The organism is Micromonospora sp. DT63, assembly GCF_049841615.1.
Classification (GTDB): domain Bacteria; phylum Actinomycetota; class Actinomycetes; order Mycobacteriales; family Micromonosporaceae; genus Micromonospora.
The window spans coordinates 536,571-557,594 of sequence record NZ_JBNCKQ010000003.1 but is presented as its reverse complement, the minus strand read 5'-3'; the positions used below and the strand labels follow the sequence as shown (position 1 = coordinate 557,594).

Annotated in this window: 18 protein-coding genes and 1 riboswitch; of the genes, 10 read left to right on the top strand and 8 right to left on the bottom strand. The window is 72.2% G+C overall.

Features of this window, described 5'->3' with window-relative positions; genetic code table 11:
* Positions 1 to 100: 100 nt before the first annotated feature.
* Together ACLQ27_RS14990 and ACLQ27_RS14985 are read left to right on the top strand one after the other, a co-directional pair.
* Positions 101 to 1,090, top strand: coding sequence for a hypothetical protein (locus tag ACLQ27_RS14990; protein ID WP_425867200.1), 990 nt, complete (start codon positions 101 to 103; stop codon positions 1,088 to 1,090).
* Entirely contained in the window at positions 1,090 to 2,052 is a 963-nt protein-coding gene (locus ACLQ27_RS14985) for a hypothetical protein (RefSeq protein WP_357491219.1), read from the top strand. The genes ACLQ27_RS14990 and ACLQ27_RS14985 overlap by 1 nt, the downstream gene beginning before the upstream one ends.
* A 189-nt stretch (positions 2,053 to 2,241) precedes the next feature.
* On the opposite strand, the gene ACLQ27_RS14980 is transcribed toward ACLQ27_RS14985, so the two are convergent.
* The 3 genes from ACLQ27_RS14980 to ACLQ27_RS14970 are packed head-to-tail and all read right to left on the bottom strand — an operon-like array spanning position 2,242 to position 5,337.
* Positions 2,242 to 3,093, bottom strand: coding sequence for a menaquinone biosynthetic enzyme MqnA/MqnD family protein (locus ACLQ27_RS14980; RefSeq protein ID WP_357491221.1), 852 nt, complete (start codon positions 3,091 to 3,093; stop codon positions 2,242 to 2,244).
* Positions 3,045 to 4,715: an MFS transporter gene (locus ACLQ27_RS14975; RefSeq protein ID WP_425867198.1), complete on the bottom strand. Its 1,671-nt coding sequence runs from the start codon at positions 4,713 to 4,715 to the stop codon at positions 3,045 to 3,047. The genes ACLQ27_RS14980 and ACLQ27_RS14975 overlap by 49 nt, the downstream gene beginning before the upstream one ends.
* A gap of 43 nt (positions 4,716 to 4,758) precedes the next feature.
* Positions 4,759 to 5,337 (bottom strand): ArsR/SmtB family transcription factor, encoded by a 579-nt coding sequence (locus ACLQ27_RS14970; RefSeq protein WP_425867196.1) that lies wholly within the window; start codon positions 5,335 to 5,337, stop codon positions 4,759 to 4,761.
* A gap of 351 nt (positions 5,338 to 5,688) precedes the next feature.
* On the opposite strand from ACLQ27_RS14970, the gene ACLQ27_RS14965 reads away from it, so the two are divergent.
* Together ACLQ27_RS14965 and ACLQ27_RS14960 are read left to right on the top strand one after the other, a co-directional pair.
* Positions 5,689 to 6,939, top strand: a complete 1,251-nt coding sequence (locus ACLQ27_RS14965) for a DUF222 domain-containing protein (protein ID WP_425867195.1) — start codon at positions 5,689 to 5,691, stop codon at positions 6,937 to 6,939.
* A 692-nt stretch (positions 6,940 to 7,631) separates the two neighbouring features.
* Positions 7,632 to 10,007, top strand: coding sequence for a HelD family protein (locus tag ACLQ27_RS14960; RefSeq protein ID WP_425867193.1), 2,376 nt, complete (start codon positions 7,632 to 7,634; stop codon positions 10,005 to 10,007).
* Positions 10,008 to 10,078: 71 nt separating this feature from the next.
* Here the strand turns inward: ACLQ27_RS14960 and ACLQ27_RS14955 are convergent, their stop codons facing one another.
* Complete coding sequence (locus tag ACLQ27_RS14955) at positions 10,079 to 10,642, bottom strand: hypothetical protein (RefSeq protein ID WP_425867191.1); 564 nt, start codon at positions 10,640 to 10,642, stop codon at positions 10,079 to 10,081.
* A gap of 180 nt (positions 10,643 to 10,822) precedes the next feature.
* On the opposite strand from ACLQ27_RS14955, the gene ACLQ27_RS14950 reads away from it, so the two are divergent.
* The 5 genes from ACLQ27_RS14950 (at position 10,823) to ACLQ27_RS14930 (ending at position 14,350) form a co-directional block, all read left to right on the top strand.
* Entirely contained in the window at positions 10,823 to 11,461 is a 639-nt protein-coding gene (locus tag ACLQ27_RS14950; RefSeq protein WP_357573559.1) for a transporter, read from the top strand.
* Positions 11,458 to 11,784 carry a transcriptional regulator gene (locus ACLQ27_RS14945; protein WP_234584813.1) on the top strand — a complete coding sequence of 109 codons (327 nt, stop codon included), beginning with the start codon at positions 11,458 to 11,460 and terminating at the stop codon, positions 11,782 to 11,784. The genes ACLQ27_RS14950 and ACLQ27_RS14945 overlap by 4 nt, the downstream gene beginning before the upstream one ends.
* The gene (locus ACLQ27_RS14940; protein ID WP_357491237.1) at positions 11,781 to 12,734 is read left to right on the top strand and encodes an ABC transporter ATP-binding protein; all 954 of its coding nucleotides are present in this window, start codon (positions 11,781 to 11,783) and stop codon (positions 12,732 to 12,734) included. The genes ACLQ27_RS14945 and ACLQ27_RS14940 overlap by 4 nt, the downstream gene beginning before the upstream one ends.
* An 11-nt stretch (positions 12,735 to 12,745) precedes the next feature.
* Positions 12,746 to 13,483 carry an ABC transporter permease gene (locus ACLQ27_RS14935; protein ID WP_357491239.1) on the top strand — a complete coding sequence of 246 codons (738 nt, stop codon included), beginning with the start codon at positions 12,746 to 12,748 and terminating at the stop codon, positions 13,481 to 13,483.
* A gap of 93 nt (positions 13,484 to 13,576) precedes the next feature.
* A complete protein-coding gene (locus ACLQ27_RS14930; RefSeq protein WP_357491241.1) occupies positions 13,577 to 14,350 on the top strand; it encodes a VOC family protein in 774 nt (257 codons plus the stop codon).
* On the opposite strand, the gene ACLQ27_RS14925 is transcribed toward ACLQ27_RS14930, so the two are convergent.
* From ACLQ27_RS14925 to ACLQ27_RS14910, 4 genes are all read right to left on the bottom strand, one after another.
* The gene (locus ACLQ27_RS14925) at positions 14,322 to 15,116 is read right to left on the bottom strand and encodes an ABC transporter ATP-binding protein (RefSeq protein ID WP_357492058.1); all 795 of its coding nucleotides are present in this window, start codon (positions 15,114 to 15,116) and stop codon (positions 14,322 to 14,324) included. The two genes, ACLQ27_RS14930 and ACLQ27_RS14925, sit on opposite strands and share 29 nt — an antisense overlap.
* A 47-nt stretch (positions 15,117 to 15,163) precedes the next feature.
* The gene (locus ACLQ27_RS14920) at positions 15,164 to 16,261 is read right to left on the bottom strand and encodes a FecCD family ABC transporter permease (protein ID WP_357491243.1); all 1,098 of its coding nucleotides are present in this window, start codon (positions 16,259 to 16,261) and stop codon (positions 15,164 to 15,166) included.
* Between the two features lie 31 nt (positions 16,262 to 16,292).
* The gene (locus tag ACLQ27_RS14915; protein WP_425867186.1) at positions 16,293 to 17,222 is read right to left on the bottom strand and encodes an ABC transporter substrate-binding protein; all 930 of its coding nucleotides are present in this window, start codon (positions 17,220 to 17,222) and stop codon (positions 16,293 to 16,295) included.
* Between the two features lie 109 nt (positions 17,223 to 17,331).
* A riboswitch (cobalamin riboswitch) is annotated at positions 17,332 to 17,396 on the bottom strand.
* Positions 17,397 to 17,573: 177 nt separating this feature from the next.
* Complete coding sequence (locus ACLQ27_RS14910; RefSeq protein ID WP_357573563.1) at positions 17,574 to 19,451, bottom strand: M14 family metallopeptidase; 1,878 nt, start codon at positions 19,449 to 19,451, stop codon at positions 17,574 to 17,576.
* A 212-nt stretch (positions 19,452 to 19,663) separates the two neighbouring features.
* On the opposite strand from ACLQ27_RS14910, the gene ACLQ27_RS14905 reads away from it, so the two are divergent.
* Positions 19,664 to 21,001 (top strand): C39 family peptidase, encoded by a 1,338-nt coding sequence (locus ACLQ27_RS14905; RefSeq protein WP_425867183.1) that lies wholly within the window; start codon positions 19,664 to 19,666, stop codon positions 20,999 to 21,001.
* Positions 21,002 to 21,024: the final 23 nt, after the last annotated feature.

The following is a 21,024-nucleotide window of genomic DNA, read 5'->3' as shown; positions in this document are numbered from 1 at the left end:
CTCCACAGAGGCCACCTCCCCCGGCCTTGGCGAACGCACCGGTCGCCCCGGACAACACAGCCGGTCCCCCCGGCCCTGACATCTGGAGCTCACCCAACTCATGCGATCTCGCGTGACCATGGTGTTCGCCGTCGTGGCAGTTCTTCTCGGTGGCGTCCTGCTGGTCCCCACCGCGTACGCCCGGCTCTCCACCGACGACAGCTCTGGCGGCAGCGGTGGCGGGGCCAGCGTCGCCGCGCCCAAGCCGACCCCGCCGCCACCGCCCACGCTGGCGGCTGGCCGGGTATCGGTGAGCTTCAAGGGCGATTTCTTCTCCTGGGCGTTGATGGACCGGCAGACCGGCAAGATCTCCGGGTCCTCGAACATGACCGCGACCAGCTCCACCGAGTCGATGATCAAGGCGTGGATCGTCTCGGACTATCTGCGCCAGCTCGGCCCCAAGAAGCAGCCGACCGCCGCGCTGAAAGAAGCGGCTCGGCTCGCCATCATCGACAGCAATGACACCGCGGCCAACAAGGTCCACGCCGCCGCGGGCGGGTCGTATGCGCGGTCGAAGAGCAGCATCCCCGACGCGGTGATCCAGCGGGCGATCAAGATCTGCGGACTGACCGACACCAAGCGCGGCAACGTCGAGCCCTACACGGGCTGGTGGAGCTTCACCCGCATGTCGCCCCGCGACGCGGTCCGGCTCGGCGACTGCATCGCCGACGGCAAGGCCGCCGGCCCGACGTGGACCAAGTGGGTGCTGGATCAGATGAGCAAGGTCCGCGGCAGCACCGCCAAGAAGGACCAGAAGTCGGAATACGGCGGTGGCCGCTGGGGCATCATCGACGGTCTACCGAAGTCGATCACCGCTCAGGGTCCGGTCAGCATCAAGAACGGGTGGACCCCGATCAGCTACGACGGCAACTGGCACGTCAACTGCCTCGCCGTCAACGACAAGTGGAGTCTCGCGGTGATGCTGCGCTACCCGATCAGGAGCGGCCTGGACTACGGCGCGCAGGTCTGCGCCAGCGTGGCCACCCAACTGGTCACCCCGCAGCCGGGTGCCGCGCTCAAGGTGCCGCAGCAGCCGGTCGGAAAGCTCTGATGGCCGGCAACCGGCGTGCCGACCGGCGCGGCGCGGGCGAGACCTCGCCGCTGCGCCTGATCGCTGTCGCGGTAATCCTCATCGGGCTGGTCCTGGTGTCGCTCCGCCTCCTGCCCGGGTCGCCGTTCGAGTCGGCAGCCGCCGCGAAGTGGGGTGACTCCGAGGCGACGACCAGCGACCGGTCCACCGGCGCGGCCACCGACCGCAGCGCCCGTCAGCCGGCCCCGCCGTCGCCGAGCCCCAGCGCCGCCCTGGAGCCGCTGCCGTTCCAGGCCAAGGACCTCAACCTCGACATTCAGGGCTGGTACTCCTGGAGCGTGCTCGACCGCCGGACCGGAAAGATCATCGGTTCGAAGAACATGGACGAGACCAGCACCACCGCCTCGATGATCAAATCCTGGATCGTCGCCGACTACCTGCGTCGCGCGGCCGACGCCGGCGAGACGCCGAGCGACGCGAAGCTCGCCGACGCCACCCGGATCATCCGGGACAGCGACAACACCCGGGCCGAACAGTTCTACAACTCGGTCGGCCGGGACGCCTCGATCAAGCGGCTGCTCTCCATGTGCAAGCTGACCGACAGCAGCGTCGCCCCCGACAAGGGGTGGTCCCGCACGGCCCTCTCCCCCCGCGACACCGCCCGCCTGGGCAACTGCATCGCCACCGGCACCGCCGCCGGTCCGAAGTGGACCAAGTGGCTGCTCAACGAGATGAAGCTCGTTCGCGGCGCCGGCGACTTCGGCATCCGCAAGGCGTTCCCGGCCGCCGAGCAGAAGCAGATCGCCATCAAGAACGGGTGGATCGACCGGACCAAAGAGCAGGAGATGCACATCAACTGCCTGGCCATCGGCGACACCTGGACGATGGGCGTGATGGTCAAGTACCCGATCGGCATGGGCTACGACTACGGCATGAAGAACTGCGAGAAGATCACCGAGGCGCTGCTGCGCCCCGGCACCTGATCAACTGCCGACCGCGGGCTGTCGGCTCGGCCCGGCGGTCGGCTCGGCCCGACGGTCAGCTCCGGCCGGCGGTCGGCTCGGCCCGACGGTCGGCTCGGCCCGACGGTCGGCTCGGCCCGACGGTCGGCTCGGCCCGGCGGTCGGCCTGGCCGGCGGTTCAGCGGGTCTCGGCAGGCTCGCGCCGGCTGCTCAGCCGGCGAAGAACTCCGGGCCACCCTCGGGCAGCGCCGGGACCTCGCCGAGCGCGGCGACCCGCCGGGCGAACTCGCGCAGCCCGGCGACCTGCCGCTCGCCGAGCGAGAAGTCCAGAGTCCGGAAGTACGTGGCCAGTGTCGCGGCGTCGAACGCCTCCCAACGCGCTGCCGCCTCGGCGACCTGGTCCAGCTCGGAGAGGCAGAGGTCGCGCGAGCGGAGGAACGCCTCGTGCACCTCCTTGACCAGGCCCGGGTGTGCGGCGGCGAAGTCGCGACGGACCGCCCAGACGGCGAAGACCATCGGCAGCCCGCTCCAGTCCCGCCACGCCTGCCCGAGGTCGGTCACGGTGAGCCCCCGCAACGGCGCCTCGTAGTAGGCCCGGAGCGCCACGTCCCCGATCAGCACCCCGGCGTCGGCTTCCAGCAGCATCTGGGTCAGATCCGGAGGGCAGCGGAAGTAGTCGGGCCGCACGTCGTACCGCTCGGCGAGCAACAACTGCGCCAGCATGACCCCGGTCCGCGAGGTCGAGCCGAGTGCCACCCGGGCACCGTCCAGCTCGGCGAGGGGACGGGTGGAGACCATGTTGACCGAGAGCACCGGCCCGTCGCTGCCCACCGCGAGGTCCGGCAGGAGGAGCAGCTCGTCGGTGTGCTTCAGGTACTCCATCAGCGTGATGGGGCCGATGTCGAGGTCGCCGGCCACCAGCGCCGCGCTCAGCCGGTCCGGCGAGTCCTTGTGCAGGTCCACGTCGAGGAGGGTGCCCGAGCGCATCAGCCCCCAGTAGATGGGCAGACAGTTCAGGAACTGGATGTGCCCGACCCGCGGGCGTGCGACGCGCTCAGCCATGACCCGACGGTATCCCCGGCCTCCGGCTCGGGCCCGGCGGGCCGGCCTGGAGTGGCCAACCCCGCATCCGTCCCACCCGGTCGCGGTTCCTCCGGTGCCGTCGTTACCTCGCGCTCGGGGCCGGTCGACTGCGGAGGTACCGGTCCGGCCGACCGCTCACGCCCCGGCCTGCGTACCGCCCTGGCGACGACCGGCACGAACACCAGCACCACCAGGAGCCCCGCCGCGCCGGCCGCCGCGATCAACGGCCGGGGCGAAACGCGCGTGAGCAGCGCACCGCCGAGCAGATAACCGGTCATCGAACCGCCCTGCACCGCCGCGCCGAAACTGGCGTACGCGCGGGCGTGCATGGCCTCCGGCACCCGGCGAGCGATGAGAAGGTTGGCGAAGACGTTCTCCCCGGCGTTCGCCGCTCCCGCCACCAGCCAGAGCGGCACCAGCACACCCGCCGTCGGCACCAACGCCGCCAGCAGCACCATCAGGCTGCACCCGGCGAGCGCGATCAGCACCGCACGGACCAGCGCGCCGTCGTCGTCCAGCCGACGCGCGAGTCGCGCCGCCAGCCAGCCACCGGGCAACATCCCGGCCATCCAGGCGGCACCCACGAGGCCGTACGTGGTGGCAGAGCCGTTCAGCGTCTCCCGGATGAAGAAGACCTCGATCACGTTGATGCCGCCGACCGCCGCGATCACCACTGCGGTGCTCGCCACCATGACGAGCATCAGCGGATCCAGCCGCAGTCGCCAGCCCTCCGCCGTACCGCCCGCAGCAGGCAGCCCGGCCACCGATGGCCCGGCCCCGGTCGGTACGGCCCCAGCCGATCCGCCCGCGGTCGGACCGGTCTCGGTCGGACCGGCCTCGGTCGGACCGGCCTCGGTCGGACCGGCCTCGGTCGGACCGGCCTCGGTCGGACCGGCCTGCGCCTCCGGGCCTATGGTCCGCGTTCCCGAGCCGGCAGCGGTCGGTTCGGCAGCGCACGGTTCGGCAGCGCTCGATCCGGCGGCAGCGGTCGGTACGGGGGCGGTCGGCACGGCGGCTGCGGTCTGGCGATCACCGCGTCGGGTCCGCAGCAGCAGGCCGGCCGCCACCAGTGCCAGGTAGGTCGCGGCGTCGACCAGCAGCGGTACGCGGGTGCCGAACTGCCCCACCAGCAGGCCAGCCAGCACCGGGCCGCCGAGCGCGCCGAGAGAGACAGCGGTCTGACTGATCGCACTGGCGCGGGGCAGGTCGGCCGGGCGGACCATCGCCGGGAGCAGCGCCGCCAGGCAGGGCTGCGTCACCGCGAGCCCGCAGGCGAGCAGCGCGACGAGCCCCACCACCAGAACCGGGTGGGTGACGACGGCGAGCAACGTGCAGATCGCGGCCTGGGCCAGCCCGACGGTCACCAGCAGGGTACGGCTGTCGACCCGGTCGGCGAGCCGGCCGGCGAGCGGTGCCAGCACCACCAGGGGCAGGGTGGCCGCGAGCAGCAGCCCCGACACGGCGAGCCCGCCAGCTCCGGAACCCTGGAGGGCGAGGGCGAGCGCGGTGGCGGCGAGGAAGTCGCCACAGATCGTGATTCCACGAGCCGAGGCGGCGAGCCACACGTCGGACCAGCGCGGCTGACCAGTTGTGAAGGACATGCTTCGAAAATAATCCTTCACAACTGGTCCGCACAACCCCCGTCTATGCCAGCGGCACCGTCCGGTACTGCACGGCGACGGAGCGCGCGTCCGGCGGCACCTCCGTGCGGTGCCGCGGGTAGTACGGCCTCAGCAGCGCCAGGACCGCTTCGTTGAGGGCGGCCAACTCCTCCGCTGTGAGCACGAGCAGCGCCTCGTTGAACAGCGCCGCGTCGTACCACTCAGGAGGTTCATCCCCGGCGCGGCGCAACCAGTCCCGGGTCCGCTCCATGGCGCGCGCCGCATGCGCCTCCACCAGGGCCTGTTCCGCGGCCCGCGCCTCGGGCCCGGCCTCGCGGCCCGCGTCGACCATGAGGCTTGGGTTCGACGTGCGCCACACCCGCTCCCGGGCGTCCCCTCGGCTCGGCGCCTGCTCCACCAAGCCGAACTTCGCCAACGCCCGCAGGTGATAACTGGTCGCGCTCGGTGACAGCCTGACGATCTCCGCACACTCGGTGGCGGTGCTGCCATCGACATGGCTGTGGAGATACTCCATGATCGCGATCCGGGCCGGATGGGCCAGCGCCCGCATCACCTGCGGGTCACTGACCATCCGAAGCGGCTCGGGACGGGCCTCGGTCATGCCTCCATGATCCCGGCCGCCCACCCGACCCGCCATCACCCCGCACATCCCGCCACGTCGGACGCCCGGCGCAGGCACCGTGCCGCGATCATCCGACAGCCGGCCGACCGCCCCGAAGGTCGAACCGGGGTCGCGGGCTGCGTCGATACCGCAGGTTGGCGGTGGTGGAGGCGCTCAGCATCGGCGGCCCGCCTGCGCGTCCCCGAGCCCGGGTTCGCTCATTTCACCCGGGAACCGGCTGCCAGATGTCGCCGCCGGGAGCCGCGTACCCGTATTGGCGGATTGGCTGAGCCGGGCCGGAGAGTCATCCGGCGGCGCAAAGTTGTCGTACACCTGTTCTATCGTGGCTTCATGTTGGGGGCGTTGGCACAGGCGAGCGGTGCCGTCGACGACTGCGTCGAGGCTGCGGCGTGGGCCCTCCCCGACAACGAACTGCTCGCCTCGCTCGACGCAGCTCACCAGGTGGCGCAGCGATTGGCCGCCGTCCAGCTCGGTCTGGTGCGCGAGCTGGACGCCCGAGGTCTGGCCGTCGCCGAAGGCGCCTCGTCCACCGCGGTCTGGTTGCGGGATCGCCTTCGGCTCTCCAGCCGGTCCGCCCGCCAGCTCGTTCAGCTCGCGGCCACCCTCGACGCCGCGCCACCAGCGGTCCGCGCTGCCGTGCACGCCGGCACCATCACCGTGGAGCAGGGCCGGGTGCTGGCGGAGACCATCGCCGCCCTGCCCGTCGAGGCCGGGCCGGAGGTGGCCGACAAAGCCACCGAGCTGCTGATCACGTGGGCCGATCGGTTCGACCCGGCCACCCTGAGCCGCCTCGGGGAGCGCGTCCTCGCACACGTCGCGCCCGACGCGGCCGACCAGGCAGAGCTGGCAGCTCTCAAGCGAGCCACCGAGCGAGCCGAGGCCCGCCGGCACGTCACCCTCTCCGACCAGCAGGATGGCCAGGTACGTCTGAGCGGCACCCTCGACACCGAAACCGCGAGCCTGCTGCGCGAGGCCATCGATCCGCTCTGCGCCCCGGCCGGTGAGCACGACGAGCGCAGTCCCGGTCAACGCCGGGCGGACGCACTCGGTGAGATCTGCCGGCTGGCACTGCGCACCGGCGGCCTGCCCGACAACGGTGGGGACCGCCCGCAACTGGTGGTCACCATGTCACTGGACGCGCTGGTCAACGGCGTACGCGCAGGCACCCTGGAAACCGGGGTGCGCCTCACACCGGGCGCGGTCCGACGCCTGGCCTGCGACTCCTCGGTCCTCCCGGCCGTGTTGGGCGGCAACAGCCAGATCCTGGACGTCGGGCGTCAACGCCGACTCTTCACCGGCCCACTGCGGCGCGCGCTGGTGCTACGCGACGGTGGCTGCGCCTTCCCCGGCTGCGACCGGCCATCCCGTTGGTGCGACGGCCACCACGTCCGCCACTGGGCCGACGGCGGCACGACGACGCTGAGCAACGCGGTCCTGCTGTGCGGCCACCATCACCGGCTCCTCCACCAGGGTGACTGGATCGTCCGCATCGCGCCGGACGGCCAGGCCGAATTCCTCCCGCCCGACTGGATGGACCCGCTCCGCACCCCACGGCGCAACCTCTACCACCGGCGCTGCTGAGACCGGCCAAGCTCACTCATCGCGAACCGGCCGAGCCCAGCAACCAAGCCCGGCGGCCCGTTCGCCCACGCCTAGCCAGGCCCCCCGACGCACCGGCCGCCCGGCTGGCCCGGCCCACGTCGGACCCCGGCCCGGCTCGGGTACGCCCGGCGCTCCCTCGCGGATAGGCCCGGCCGGCCCGGCCCACGTCGGACCCCGGCCCCGCTCGGGTGCGCCTGGCGCTACTTTGCGGATAGGCCCGGCTGGCCCGGCCCACGTCGGACCCCGGCCCGGCTCGGGAGCGCGTGGCGCTACTTTGCGGATAGGCCCGGCCGGCTCGGCCCAGGTCGACCCGCCTGCCTACCTGCCCAACACCGGCCCGTGGATCCACCCGCGAGGTAGCGCCCGCAACACCAGGGCAACCGCACGCGATGATCCTGCGTCGCTCAGGACCGACGGCCAGACGAAGACCGACGAGACCAGCACCAGGCCCGGGCAGTGCGCGCCCGGCGCTACGTCGTTCTGCGCCACGCCAACGCGAACGGGTGGTCTCGTCGGTAATTCGGTGGAAGGGGCCCTCGGGAGGGCGTAGGGTTGCAGCCCGCTGACGGCCGAGGTGAGCTGCACCGGAACGGACGTCACCGCGCCGGGCGGGCGGCCATCCGCCACCGGACACGCGAGCGCGCAGCAGATGTGAACGATGGGACGTCAGCATGCCCGCACCTGACCTGGACACCCACCCCGAAACGGATCTGGTCGCCGAACGCGCCCATCTGGCCACCTCGCGCGCGGCGCTGCGCCGGATGCGGGAGCGGGCCGAAGCCCTCTTCTCGACCGGCGACCAGGTGGCCGGCGACCCGTACGCGGCGGAGATGCTCGGCCGTACGCTGGCCCGCCGGGTGGCCGAACTGGCCGACGACCCCACCACGCCGCTGTTCTTCGGCCGCCTCGACTTCGGTGGAACCACGAGCGACGACAAGACGGCCACCGGACCCACGACCAGCGCCACCACGACCAACGCCGACACCACAAACAGCGCAGCCACCACCAGCGCAGGCACCGCCACCAGCAGCACGACCACCACCAGCGCCGGCGAGGCAAGCAAAGGCAGCGGCAGCGGAGGCAGCACCGGACGCAGCGGCAGCGGAGGCAGCGGAGGCAGCGGCCGCGGAAGCAGTGGCCGCGAAGGCAGCGGCAGCGGCAGCGGCAGCGGCAGCGGCAGCGGCAGCGGCAGCGGCAGCGGCAGCGGCAGCGGCGATCATCACGGTCGGCGGTATCACGTGGGGCGGCGGCATGTCACCGACGAGCACGGCGAGCCGCTGGTGCTGGACTGGCGGGCACCGGTCTCCCGGTCGTTCTACCGGGCCAGCGCGCGCGATCCGCAGGGAGTGGCGGTCCGGCGGCGGTTCGGGTTCAGCAACGGGGTGTTGACCAGTTTCGAGGATGAGCGGCTGGACCGGGGCGAGGAACTGGGCACGGCCAGTCGGATCCTCACCTCCGAGATCGAGCGACCGCGCGTCGGGCCGATGCGCGACATCGTCGCCACGATTCAGCCGGAGCAGGACGAGCTGGTCCGGGCCGACCTGGCCGACTCGATCTGCGTGCAGGGGGCGCCGGGCACCGGCAAGACGGCTGTCGGCCTGCATCGGGCCGCGTACCTGCTCTATCTGCACCGGGAGCGGTTGCGGCGGGCGGGCGTGCTGATCGTCGGGCCGAACAGGGCGTTCCTGTCGTACATCGCGGCGGTGCTGCCGGCGCTCGGTGAGGTCGAGGTCGAGCAGGCCACCGTGGAGGAGTTGATCTCACGGGTGCCGGTGCGGGCGGTGGAGGCGCCGGCCGTGGCGGCGATCAAGCACGACGCGCGGATGGCGGGCGTCCTGCGGCGCGCGGTGCAGACACGGATCGGTACGCCGACCGACTCGATCACCGTGTCGGACGGTTCGTTCCGGTGGCGGATCGGCTTGGAGCCGCTGCACCGGATCGTCGAGGAGACCCGTCGGGAGGGGCTGCCGTACGGCACCGGCCGGGAGCGGGTGCGGGCGCGCGTGGTGAGTCTCCTGCAACGGCAGGCCGAGGCGCGGCGAGCGGAGTCGCCCAGCGACGCGTGGCTGCGCCGGATGAGCCGGTGCCGGCCGGTGGTGGACTTCCTGGACGCGGTCTGGCCGGCGCTCACCCCGGAGGGGCTGGTACACGGTCTGCTCTCCGACCCGGCCCGACTCGCCACGGCTGCGGACGGGTTGCTCAGCGACGCCGAGCAGGCGCAGCTGGTCTGGGCGAAGCCGGCCCGTACGCCGAAGGCCGCCCGCTGGACCGCCGCCGACGCGGTGCTTGTCGACGAGGCTGCCGGGCTGCTGGAGCGCCCCTCCGGGTTCGGGCACGTGGTGGTGGACGAGGCTCAGGATCTCTCCCCCATGCAGTGTCGGGCCATCGCCCGCCGCAGTGAGCACGGCTCGGTCACCCTGCTCGGTGACCTCGCGCAGGGCACCGCGCCGTGGGCGGCGACCGACTGGCGGGAGTCCCTGACCCACCTGGGCAAGCCGGACGCCGTGGTGGTGCCGTTGACTGTCGGTTTCCGGGTGCCCGCCGCGGTGGTCGCGTTCGCCAACCTGCTGCTGCCGGCGCTGGCGGTGGACGTACCGCCGGCCGAGTCGCTGCGTCACGACGGCGGCCTGGATGTGCGTACCGTGGCCGATCTGACCGCCGCGACGGTGGCCGAGGTGCGGACGGCGCTCGCGCACGACGGTTCGGTAGGTGTGATCGCCGCGGACGACGCGGTCGACGAGCTGCGCGCGGCGCTGGCCGCCGCGGGCGTGGCCACCGCGACCGCCGACGACGTCGCCGCCGCGGAGCGGGTCACAGTGGTGCCCGCGACGCTGGTCAAGGGTCTGGAGTACGACCACGTGGTGGTGGTCGAGCCGGCCGCGATCGTCGCGGCCGAGCCACGCGGGCTGCACCGGCTGTACGTGGTGCTCACCCGCGCGGTGTCCCGCCTCTCGGTGCTGCACAGCGAACCGCTGCCCGCGCCACTGCTGACCGCGCCGCCGCAGACGCCGGCGCAGGCCGCGCCACTGGAGCCGGCGCCGCTGTAGACCGCGCTGTCCCCGGCGGCGTTGGCGCGGGCCACGGCCAGCTCGCCGGTGCTCGCGGCGGGTCGGGCGGGTCAGCGGCCGGTCAGCGCGGCGGCGATCTCGCGCAGTGGCTTGCCGTGCTCGGCGATCGGCACCGTGAACGCCAGCCACGAGCCGTCGGTGAACTCGATCCGCAGCCGCTTCGGGTTGAGCCGGTGCCAACCCACGCGGGCATCGGCCACCGCCGGCCGGGGCACGGACCAGACGATCCGGGTTTCGGCGGTGGCCCGCTCGTCGTCAGCTTGGCTCGACCAGAGTTTCCTCGGCCCGGACGCGCACACGAGCAGCCGCCGGTCGGTGACCGCGAGGACGGTGTCCTCGATCGAGGTCACCGGAGGCACCGGCCGCCGGGCGTACCGGAGCGTGGAGGCGGCCGAGCCGGGGGAGCCCCGGCCGGCGACCCCGAAGGCGACGCGGTCGACGATCCGGTCGCCCGCCGAAAAGGACAGCAGCGGTACGAGCAGGTTGAGCAGGACCCCGGAGACAACGCCGGCGGCACGGGAGGAGGCTGGGCGGTCAACGGCGGGCGGATCGGCGGCGGGCGGATCGGCTGGCCCGACGCCCTGGGCGATCTCCGCCTTCGCGACGGCGAGCAACTGTTCGTCCGGCTCGACAAGGTCGGTCAGCCGTGCCTGGTAATTGATGCCGGCCCTCCTCTGTCCTGTGCGACGGGTCAGCCACAGACGACTCCCACCGTAGGCACTCCGCGCCGCTGTCGGGTACCCGCCACGGGAGCGGGGCACACGGCTTCGACTTTGCGCCGTAAAGTTGTTTGCGTGGAACACGACGACGATCGACCGCCCGCCGACGCCGCGACGGCACTCCAACTGATCCGCGACCAGCGGGCGGCCACGGTCTCCCGGTTGGAACCCGACGCCCGGCTCATCTACTGGCCGTGGGGCGTGGCGTGGCTGGTCGGCTTCGGGCTGTTCTTCCTGCGCTACTCCCCGGACGGGCGGGTGCTGGTCCGGTTGCCCGACTGGCTGCCCCTGACCGCGCTCTTCGCCCTGCTGGTGGCCGCCGGCGCGATCCAGGCCGTGGCCGGCGCGCGGGCGTACGGCCAGGTCAGCGGGGACTCGGCCCGGCGCGGCCGGTGGTACGGGTGGGCCTGGGCCCTGGGGTCGGTGAGCGTGTACGCGGCGGTCGGCCGGGTCTCGGAACACCTGCCGCACGATCTGGCGGCGCTGCTCTGGTCCGCTGCCGCCGTGGGGTTGACCGGGGCGTTGCACATGGCGGGCGGCGCGATCTGGCTGGACCGGGACCTCTTCCGGCTGGGCGTCTGGATCAGCGTGATCAACGTGCTCGGGGTGATCGCCGGGCCGGGCTGGCACGCCCTCGTCATCTCGGTGGCCGGCGGGGCCGGGATCCTGGTCGCCGGAACCATCGCCCGGCTGCGACAGCGACGCCGGCCATGACCGACCTCGATCCGGTCATCCACGCCCAGGCACGGCTGCGGGTGGTCGCCGCGCTCTCCGCGCTCGGCGACGGGGACCGGATCACCTTTCCCCGGCTCCAGGAACTGCTCGCGATGACCGCCGGCAACCTCTCCGTCCACCTGCGAAAGCTGGAGGACGCCGGGTACGTCGAGATCAGCAAGACCCATCGTGGACGTACCCCGGCCACCCTGATCCGGCTCAGCCGGCGGGGCCGGCTGGCGTTCGAGGAGTACACCGAAGCCATCCGCACCCTGCTCGATCCCTCCCAGCTCGGCCCCACCCCGTCGAAGGAGCAGTCATGACCCTCGCCCGCGCCGACCAGGCCAGCCGCCGGTACGGCGACGTCCTCGCCCTCGACCGCGTCGACCTGGAGGTCCGGGCCGGCGAGCTCGTCGGCCTGCTCGGCCCCAACGGCGCCGGCAAGAGCACCCTGATGAATCTGCTGGTCGGTCTGCGTCGGCCCAGTTCGGGCCGTGTCGAGTTGTTCGGGCGCGACCCCCGCGACCCGGCGTCGCGGCGGCAGATCGGCGTCACCCCGCAGGAGACCGGTCTGCCGGGCACGCTGCGGGTCGGCGAGGTCGTCGACTTCGTCTCCGCGCACTACCCCGACCCGGTGCCCCGGGGTGAGCTGCTCGACCGCTTCGGCCTCGGCGACCTCGCCCGGCGGCAGACCGGCGGGCTCTCCGGCGGCCAGCGTCGCCGGCTGGCCGTGGCGCTGGCGTTCGTCGGCCGACCCCGGCTCGTACTGCTCGACGAGCCGACCACCGGCCTGGACGTCGAGGCCCGGCACACCCTGTGGGACGCGATCCGCGCGTTCCACTCCGACGGCGGAACCGTCCTGCTGAGCAGCCACTACCTGGAGGAGGTGGAGGCGCTCGCCCACCGCGTGGTGGTGATCGGGCAGGGCCGGGTGCTCGCCGACGACACCGTGGAGGCCGTGCGCGGCATCGTCGGCGTACGCCGGGTCAGCCTGGTCGCCGATGAGCTGCCCGAACTGCCCGGCGTCGTACGCGCCGAACGGGTCGACGGACGACTGCACCTGCTCACCACCGACGCCGACGAGCTGGTCCGGGCGCTGGTCGGCTCCCGGGCGGCGTTCACCGACCTGGAGGTGCGGCCCACCTCGCTGGAGGAGGCGTTCCTCGCCATCACCAGCGGGACGGGCAGCCAGGAGCAGGCCCACGTCGCCGCGCAGCCCGCCCCCGAAGACCCCGCCCCCGCCGCTGCCGGCGGCCGACCCACCACCCGCTGAGGAGGCGCACCGTGCAGCTCGCCCTGGTCCACGCCCGCTACCAACTTCTGGAGATCATCCGGATCCCGGTGGCCGTCGTCGGCAGCGCTTTCTTCCCCGCCGCCGCCATGATCTTCTTCGTGGTGCCGTTCACCGGTGACGACCCGGTCGGCGCCACCTTCGCCACCGCGTCGATGATCACCTTCTCGGTGATGAGCGCCAACATCTTCCAGTACGGCGTCGGCGTCGCCGAGGACCGCGACCAGCCGTGGAACCCGTACACGCGGACTCTGCCGGCCGGACCCGCGCCGCGCTTCGCGGGTCGGGTGCTGGCCGGCCTCGCGCTGACGTACCTCTCGCTGATCCCGGTCGTGGTGATCGGCGCGACGCTGACCCCGGCCCGGATCACCCCGCTGGCGTTCCTGGTGACCGCCGTGACGGTTGCCGTCATCTCGGTGCCGTTCACGCTGATGGGGCTCGCCATCGGCTACTCGCTGCCCAGCAAGGCGGCGGTCGTGGTGGCGCAGGTCGTCTTCCTGCCGCTCGCGTTCGGCGGTGGGCTGCTCTCCGCACCGGGAGACGCGCCCGGGTTCATCGAGACGATCGCGCCGTACCTGCCCACCCGGGGCGCGGCCGAACTCATGTGGTCGGCGGTCGGGGACTACCCGGTCGAGCCGCTGGCGCTGATCATGCTCGGCGTCTGGGTCGCGCTGCTCGCCTCACTCGCCGCCTGGGCGTACCGACGGGACGAGGGTCGCCGGTTCAGCTGACGATTCGTCCGTTTCCGCCCCGTACGACGGCGGGACGGTGCCAGGATTCCGGCAGGGGGGCCGCCCGTGGCCGCCGGCCGAGAGGGGTCTGACGTGAGCACCGTCCCGCCGGGTACGCCGTGCTGGGCCGACCTGGCAACCCCGGACCTGACCGACGCGCGCCGCTTCTACCCCGAACTCTTCGGCTGGACCGGACGGGTGACACCGGAGCCCGAGGCCGGCGGCTACACCGTCTTCCTGCTCGACGGCCGGCCGGTGGCCGGTGTCGGCCCGCCGGCCATTCCCGACCAGGTGCCGATCTGGTCAACGTACATCGCCACCGACGACGCGGAACTGGCCGCCGGGCGGGTCGAACGCGCCGGTGGGCAGGTAGTGGTGCCGCCGTTCGAGGTCTTCGACCGGGGCCGGATGGCGGTGTTCGCCGACCCGGCGGGCGCCACGTTCAGCGTCTGGCAGCCACTGGCGATGCCCGGCGCCGAGGCGTTCAACGTGCCCGGCGCGATGAGCTGGAACGAACTGGTCACCCCCGACCCGGACGGGGCGAAGGTCTTCTACGAGCTGGTGTTCGGGTGGCAGCCGGACGAGCAGCCGGTCGGCGGCATGACGTACACCGGGTGGCGGCTCGGCGCGCGGATCGTCGCCGGAATGATGCCGCCGCTCGCCGACGACTTCCCGGCCGACCTCCCGGCCTACTGGACGGTGTACTTCGCGGTGACCGACGCGGACGCCGCCGCCGCCCGCGCCGCCGAACTCGGCGGAACCATCCTCGTGCCACCCCGCGACATCCCGACCGGCCGGTTCGCCGCCCTCCGCGATCCCCAGGGCGCACTCTTCTCGGTCATCGACCTGGGTGACGACGGGAGTTAGGGCGCACGGGAACCACCAACGGGCCGTTGGTGCCGGGGACCACCCGGACGCTGGCCCGGTAGTGGGTGGCGAGGAGGTGTTCGGTCAGCACCTCGTGCGGCGTCCCGGTCGCCACCACCCGACCGCCGGCCAGCAGCACCATCCGGTCCGCGTACTCCCCGGCCAGGGAGAGATCGTGCATGGTGGCGAGCACCGTCAGACCGTGCGCGCGACGCAGCTGGTCGACCAGCTCCAGCACCTCCTGCTGGTGACCGATGTCCAGCGCGCTGGTCGGCTCGTCGAGCAGCAGCAGCGTCGCGCCCTGGGCGAGCGCGCGGGCGAGGAAGACCCGCTGTCGTTCGCCCCCGGAGAGGGTTGCCAGCTCGCGGCGGTGAAAGCCGGTGAGGTCCAGGCGGTCCAGCACCTCCTGCACAGCGGCGATGTCCGCTGTCGACTCCCGACCCAGCGGCGGGATGTAGGGGGTGCGGCCGAGCAGCACGTAGTCCAGCACCGACATGCCGGGCGGCACCACCGGGGACTGTGTCACCGTCGCCACCACCCGGGCGCGGTCGCGGCGGCGCAGCGCGGTGCTCGGCGTACCGAACAGGGTGATGGCCTCCGGCGCGGGCAGCAGGCCGCCGACGGCGCGCAGCAGGGTGGATTTGCCGGCGCCGTTCGGGCCGATCACGGTGACCCACTCGCCGGCCGCGACGGTGAGGTCGACGCCGGTGAGGATCGGCGTGCCGTCCAGACTGACGTGCAGACCCCGCACCTCGACGGCCGGCACGCCGGTCGGCCCGGGAGCCGGCACGCCCGCCGGCCCGGGCTCGGGGCTCACGTGAGCACCCGTCGGGCGGTGCGCAGCACGAGGACGAAGAACGGGCCGCCGAGCAGTGCGGTGACCACGCCGATGGGCACCTCGGCCGGGGCGGCGGCGGTACGGGCCACCACGTCGGTCAGGGCCAGGAAAGCGGCCCCGAACAGCAGTGACAGCGGCAGGATCACGCGGTAGCTCGACCCGGCGAGCAGCCGGACGGTGTGCGGCACGATGATGCCGACGAAGCCGATGAGCCCCGTCGCGGAGACCGCCGCGGCGGTGCCCAGCGACGCTGCGGCGATCAGCAGGTAGCGGGAGCGCTGCGGGTGCAGGCCGAGGCTCCTCGCCTCGTCGTCGCCGACCGCGAGGACGTCCAGCTCGCGGCGGTGCAGCAGCACCACCACCGTGGTCAGGGCGGCGTACGGCAGCACCAGCAGCACGTCGTGCCAGCCGGCGGTGGCCAGCCGGCCGAGCAGCCAGGAGTAGACCGGCTGGATGCTGTCGGAGTGCCGCTGGAGCAGGTACGTCTGCCCGGCGGAGAGGAAGGCGGAGACCGCGACGCCGGCCAGGATCAGCATCGCCGGGGACCTGCTCCGCCCGCCGGCCGCGCCGAGCAGGTAGGTCATCGTCACGGCGAGCAACGAGCCGACGAACGCGGCCAGCGGGATGGTCAGCGGCAGCCCGGAGATCGCCCCCTGCCGACCGGCGCCGCCGAGGGCGATCACCGCGGTGACCGCGAGGCCCGCGCCGGCGGCGACGCCGAGCAGGTACGGGTCGGCCAGCGGGTTGCGGAACACACCCTGGTAGCAGCCGCCGGCCAGGGCGAGCAGGCCGCCGACGAGGAGGCCCAGCACGACCCGGGGCAGCCGCAGTTCGGTGATGATGGCGATCTCCCGCTCGCTCAGCCCGCTGTCGAGGTGCACCCCGGGGATCAGGTTGAGCAACTCGGCGGCGACGCTGCCCGGCGGGAGGCTTACCGGCCCGAGCGACACCCCGGCGAGGAGGGCGACGAGCACCGCGAGGACGCCGGCGACCACCCAGCCTTTGCGCAGCCCGGCGGGCCGGGACGCGCGAGGCGTACCGGCCGGCCGGGTGGCGGGTGCTCCAGCGGTCATCTGCGACGTTCCGGTCACTGACGGACGACCGTCACGCGGGCACCTTGGCGACCGCGTCGATGATCACCCGGAGCAGGTCCACGACCCGCGGGCCCCACCGGGAGGCGGTGTCGTCGTCCAGCGCGACGACCTGGTTGTTCTTCACTGCGGTGATCCCGGACCAGCCGCTGCGGGCCTTGACCGAGTCGCCGTTCTGCTGGCAGCACTTGGAGTCGGCCAGGAACACGAAGTCCGGGTCGGCCTTGACGATGAACTCCTGGGACAGCTGCGGGTAGCCGCCGTTCTTGCCGTCGGCGTCGGCCGCGTCGGCGATGTTGGTCAGGCCGACCAGGCCGTAGAGCGAGCCGATGAAGGTCTTGCTGGTCGCGCTGTACAGCTCCGGGCCCAGCTCGTGGTAGTAGGTGAGCTTCTCGGTGCGCTGCGGCAGGTCCTTGACCAGCTTGGCGATGTCGTCCTTCATCCGACCGGCGACGTCGGTGGCCTGGTCGGCGTGCCCGGTCAGGGTGCCCAGCTCGGTGATCTGCCGGTACGAGTCGTCAAGCGTGCTGGCCGCCGGGGTCAGATACACCGGGATCTTCAGCTTGCCGAGCTGGTCGACGATCTTGTTGATGTCGTTGGAGAGCACCACCAGGTCAGGGTTCTTGCCGGCAATCGCCTCGGCGTTGGGCTGGAAGCCGGACAGGTCCGTCTTGGGCGCGTCGGCCGGGTAATTGGACTGGTCGTCGACCGCGGTCACCTGCGGGCCGGCACCGATCGCGAAGAGCATCTCGGTGGCGCTGGGCGAGAGCGACACGATCTTCTCGGGACGCTTGTCGAGGGTCAGCGCGCCGACCGTCACCGGGTAGCTGGCGGCGGCGGTGCCCGCGCTCGGCTTGTCGTCGGTCTTCTCGGCGCAGGCGCCGAGGGCGAGCGCGGCGACCGCGAGGGTCGCGGCGAGGAGCCGGGGGGTACGTCTGGACATGGGGGCCTCCTGTCGGTCGAGGAGTGTGGTGCTTCGCCGACAGGACTCGTACGCCCGCCCACGAGGCGCCCTTCCTCGAGAGCGCGTGTCGCGACCCCTCCGCAGGCGACCTGGCTCGTCCCCGCCGTCGGGCGGGGCATCACAGTTGCGGGACAGCGCCGGTTTCACACCGGCTTCGCTGCGGAGTGGTCGGTAAGACGGTAGCGCACCCGCCGGGACGTGCCGGATCGATCAAGTGTTGATCAACACTCGTCGATAGGCGTGCGGTCGCAGGAGCGGCATTTGTCCCGGATCTGAGGCTCGGGAGCGGGTGGCGGGGCCCCGCCGGGGGCGGAGCGGGGCCCCACCCGATCAGGAGGCGGTGATGGTGACGTTGTCCACAGCCGCCTCCACGAGGCTCGCGCCGGAGGCGTCCGCCGCCTCGACGAGGATCCGCACGGACTGACCGGCGTACGGGGTGAGGTTGAGGTTCGCCACCGCCCAGGTCCCGTTGCGGTTGGCGGCCGCGCCGGCCTGGGTGAGCAGGGCCGTGGTGCCGCCGTTGTGCACCACGCTCACCCGCAGGTAGTCGGCCGACGAAGCGTTCGAGCCGTGTGCCAGGTACCAGGCCAGCGAGAGGGTCAGCGTGCCGGACGACGGCAGGGTCACCGCCGGGGACCGGGCGCTGCTCACCCCACCGTCGAGGTCGTAGTCACCCGCCGCCGAGCCCGCGAGCCGGCCGGTCACCAGGTCGTTGGATCCGGCGTACGGGGTGAGCTGCTTGGCGCCGGAGGACGTGGTGGCCTGGGCGGCACCCCGTTCGAAGACCCCGAGGGTCGCGGTGTCGGTGCCGGCCGGGTTGATCGTCCAGCCGGTGGCGGTCTCGAAGGTGTCCGACCAGACCGTGGTGCCGCCGCCACCGCCGCAGTACTGCGACTGCTTGCCGATGGCCCGGTACGGGCAGTCGGCGTACTCGCTGAGCAGCAGCACCGCCTCCCGGTTGCGGGTGGTCTGCGCGGTGATCACCTCGTCGGGCGGGTAGAAGCCGCCGCCGCCGGACGAGCCGGGGTACATCTCGAACGTGTACGCCCAGATGTTGTGGGTGGCCCACATCCAGTCGAGGCTGTCCCCGTCGGTGATGTAGAGGTCGCTGGACTGCTCCGGGGTGTAGTTGTTGGTGGCCGCCATCTGCTGGCCGATGGTGGCGAAGGTGTTGTACTGGTCGGCGCTCATCCCGGTGGCGGTGTTCGCGGTCGTGTAGCCGTACGGCCAGAGCACCAGCTCCGAGTAGGTGTGGAAGTCGATGTTGGCCTTGATCTGCTGGGTGCCGCCGACGACGCGACTGTTGACGAAGTTGCGCAGCGCCTGCGTCTCGGGTGCGGAGAACGCGGACGGACCGCGGTAGGTCTCCGACGACGTCGACCCGGAGGAGCCGCCGCAGCAGCCCCAGTTGTAGCCCCAGTTGCGGTTCAGGTCGGTGCCGACGTTCGACGAACCGCTGTTGGGCTGCCGGTTCTTGCGCCACGACCGGTACGAGCCGGTGGCGATGTCGTACTCGCTGCCGTCCGGGTTGACCGTCGGCACGATCCAGATCTCCCGGCTGTTGACGATGTTGGTGATCCGGGAGTCGCTGCCGTAGCTGTCGGTGAAGAGGTTGAGCAGGTAGATCGCCATCTCGACGGTCAGGTGCTCGCGCGCGTGCTGTTGGGCGTTGAACAGGATCTCCGGCTCGTTCTCGTCGGTGCCGACGTTGTCGGAGATCTTCACGGCCATCAGGTCGCGGCCCTCGTACGACGTACCAATGCTGATCTTGCGGGCGATGGCCGGGTGGTCGGCGACGGCCTGGTTCACGACGGCGGTCAGTTCCGCGTAGTCGTGGTAGTTGGAGTCGGCGGGCGGGAACGCCAGCGTGCCCATCTCACCGGCGCCGCGTTCGGCGTTCGGTGGTGGGGCGAGCGGTTCCAACCGGAAGCCGAGCTTGCCGATGGCGGCGGCCTCGCCGGCGGTGGCCGAGACGTGCAGGACGCCGTGTTCGGAGTAGTCGATGGCGGCCCCGGTGCGGGCCACCGCGTTGCGGTCGGCGAGGGTCCGGGGCCCGAGCACCCGGTAGCCGGCGGCGACGGGCTCGGCGGTGCGGTCCGGCGCCGGTTTGGCAGCGACCGGTCCGGCGGCGACGGTGACGATTCCCAGCCCGGTGACGACGGCGAGCGCCAGGAGGCGACGGAGAGGGTGGGGTCTGCCCAGGGTCATGGACTACCTCCTCGGAGGGCGGGATGTCCCGCTCGGTGAAGCACACTTCACCATCAGTCACATGGTCATATCAATATTGATCGCTGCCTTATGCATCCCAGGTTGACCATCGCTGCGGCAAAGATTTTCTGCCGCTGAACATCTGGCGAAACTTCCCTCCAAGCGGAACACTGACCAGCGACGATGCCCCCACTCGACACCGCGGAGCACCCATGGCCTCCTCCCGCCTGCACGCGGCCGCCCTCGCCGGCGTCAGCGCGCTCACCCTGCTCGCCACCGCAGCACCCGCGACGGCGGCCCGGCCGCCGGCCCCCACCCACGACGAGCAGATCACCTTCCAGGACTGGTCCGGCCCCGCCGACTGGCACCGGGGCAGCCGGGACGGCACCCGCGTCGTGCCCGGCGCGCGGGCGGGCGTCACCCTGGCCCGCCCGGCCGGCACCATCGAGTACGCCGACCCGCACACCGGCACCACCCGCACCTGGGAGTACGGCACCTGGACCTCGCCGGTGACCCGGATCGGCTTCGACGCGACCGAGCTGATCGCCTCCTGGAACGCGGAGACCCCCGCCGGCACCTGGATCCAGGTGGAGATGCAGGGCAGCTACACCAGCGGCGACCAGACCCCGTGGTACGTCATGGGCCGCTGGGCCTCCGGCGACACCGACATCAAGCGGACCAGCGTCAACAAGCAGGGTGACCCCTGGTCGACGATCTGGACCGACACCTTCAGCATCGACGACGCCGACGCCGGGGTGCTGCTGCGGTCGTACCAGCTGCGGCTGACCCTCTACCGCGCGCCGGGGCAGACCGCCGCGCCGGTGGTGCGGATGCTCGGCGCGATGAGCTCCACCGTGCCGGACCGGTTCACCGTGCCGCCGAGCGCCGGGCACATCGCCTGGGGTGTCGAGCTGCCGGTGCCGCGCTACTCGCAGAACGTCCACAAGGGCCACTACCCCGAGTACGACGGCGGGGGCGAGGCCTGGTGCTCGCCCACCTCCACGGAGATGGTCGTCGAGTACTGGGGGCGCAAGCCCTCGGAGGCCGACACCTCCTGGGTGGACCCGACCTACCCGGACCCGACGGTCAACCACGCCGCCCGGATGACCTTCGACTACGCGTACGACGGCGCCGGCAACTGGCCGTTCAACACCGCGTACGCGGCCAGCTACCCCGGCCTGGAGGGTCGGGTGACCCGACTGCACTCGCTGGACGAGCTGGAGCGCTTCATCGCCGCCGGCATCCCCGTGGTGACCAGCCAGTCCTTCCTCGCCAGCGAGCTGGACGGGGCGAACTACGGCACCTCCGGGCACCTGTTCGTGGTGGTCGGCTTCACCGCCGACGGCGACGTCATCGTCAACGACCCGGCGTCGTCCAGCAACGACGTCGTGCGCAACGTCTACAAGCGGGCGCAGTTCGAGCAGATCTGGCTGCGGACCAAGCGCACCAACGCCACCGGCGGAGTCTCCGGCGGCTCCGGTGGCATCGCGTACCTGATCAAGCCCCTGTCAAAGCCCTGGCCCAAGGTCCCCGGCTCCACCAACTGGTAAGCCCAGACGCCGTCGATCATGAA